We start from the raw sequence: 637 nt of genomic DNA on the forward strand, positions 1-637 counted from the left end.
CTATTATTATGTTGCACATTCTCATGAGGTGAGATATAATATCAACTCGATTTATTAACAACTGAGGTAGTAAATTATGCACATCGGCAAGCACTGCCAACAATACCGGAAGAGTAAAAATGCTTCTCTACAGGTCATAGCTATGAACGATAATATTAAAACGTTATCGGCTTTCGAGAATGGACGTAGTACCAACGTAAGACACTTTATCAAGTATGCACAATTCGCATTATCTGAGGGTGAGCTTGATATATTTATGAAAACCGTATTAGCTGGAGAATGTAAATAATGGCTAGAGGTGGAGTTAAGATTGTAAAAGACGTAAACAAAATCGGGGAATTATTAGAGGCTCTTAGTAAGCCGATGATGAAAGCCTCGGATGTTGCGGCTATCAATAAACAGATTAACCGCGAACTGGACAATGCCCGTAAACGTTGGGATAGGCTCGTCAAAAACGGCTTACAGTTTACCGAAGCATTTAAACGTTACGGTTTTCAGGGTCGTTTCTCGTTGAAGGGTAAAGAGGGGCAGGAACGTTTAGCCGAAATTCAGAGGGCGGAACGTTTCCTACAATCCAGCACGTCAACCATTAGCGGGGCGATTTCGTCCAGCAAGGTAGACACGAAAGGATTAAACG

Annotated in this window: 1 protein-coding gene; it reads left to right on the forward strand. The window is 41.4% G+C overall.

The window, feature by feature from the left end:
- Positions 1-288: 288 nt before the first annotated feature.
- Positions 289-637, forward strand: a 349-nt coding sequence (locus HL054_RS22095) for a hypothetical protein (protein ID WP_369141283.1), incomplete at its 3' end; no start/stop codon positions are given.

It is taken from the genome of Modestobacter versicolor (assembly GCF_041028285.1).
In the GTDB taxonomy this organism is placed as follows: Bacteria; Actinomycetota; Actinomycetes; order Mycobacteriales; family Geodermatophilaceae; genus Modestobacter; species Modestobacter versicolor_A.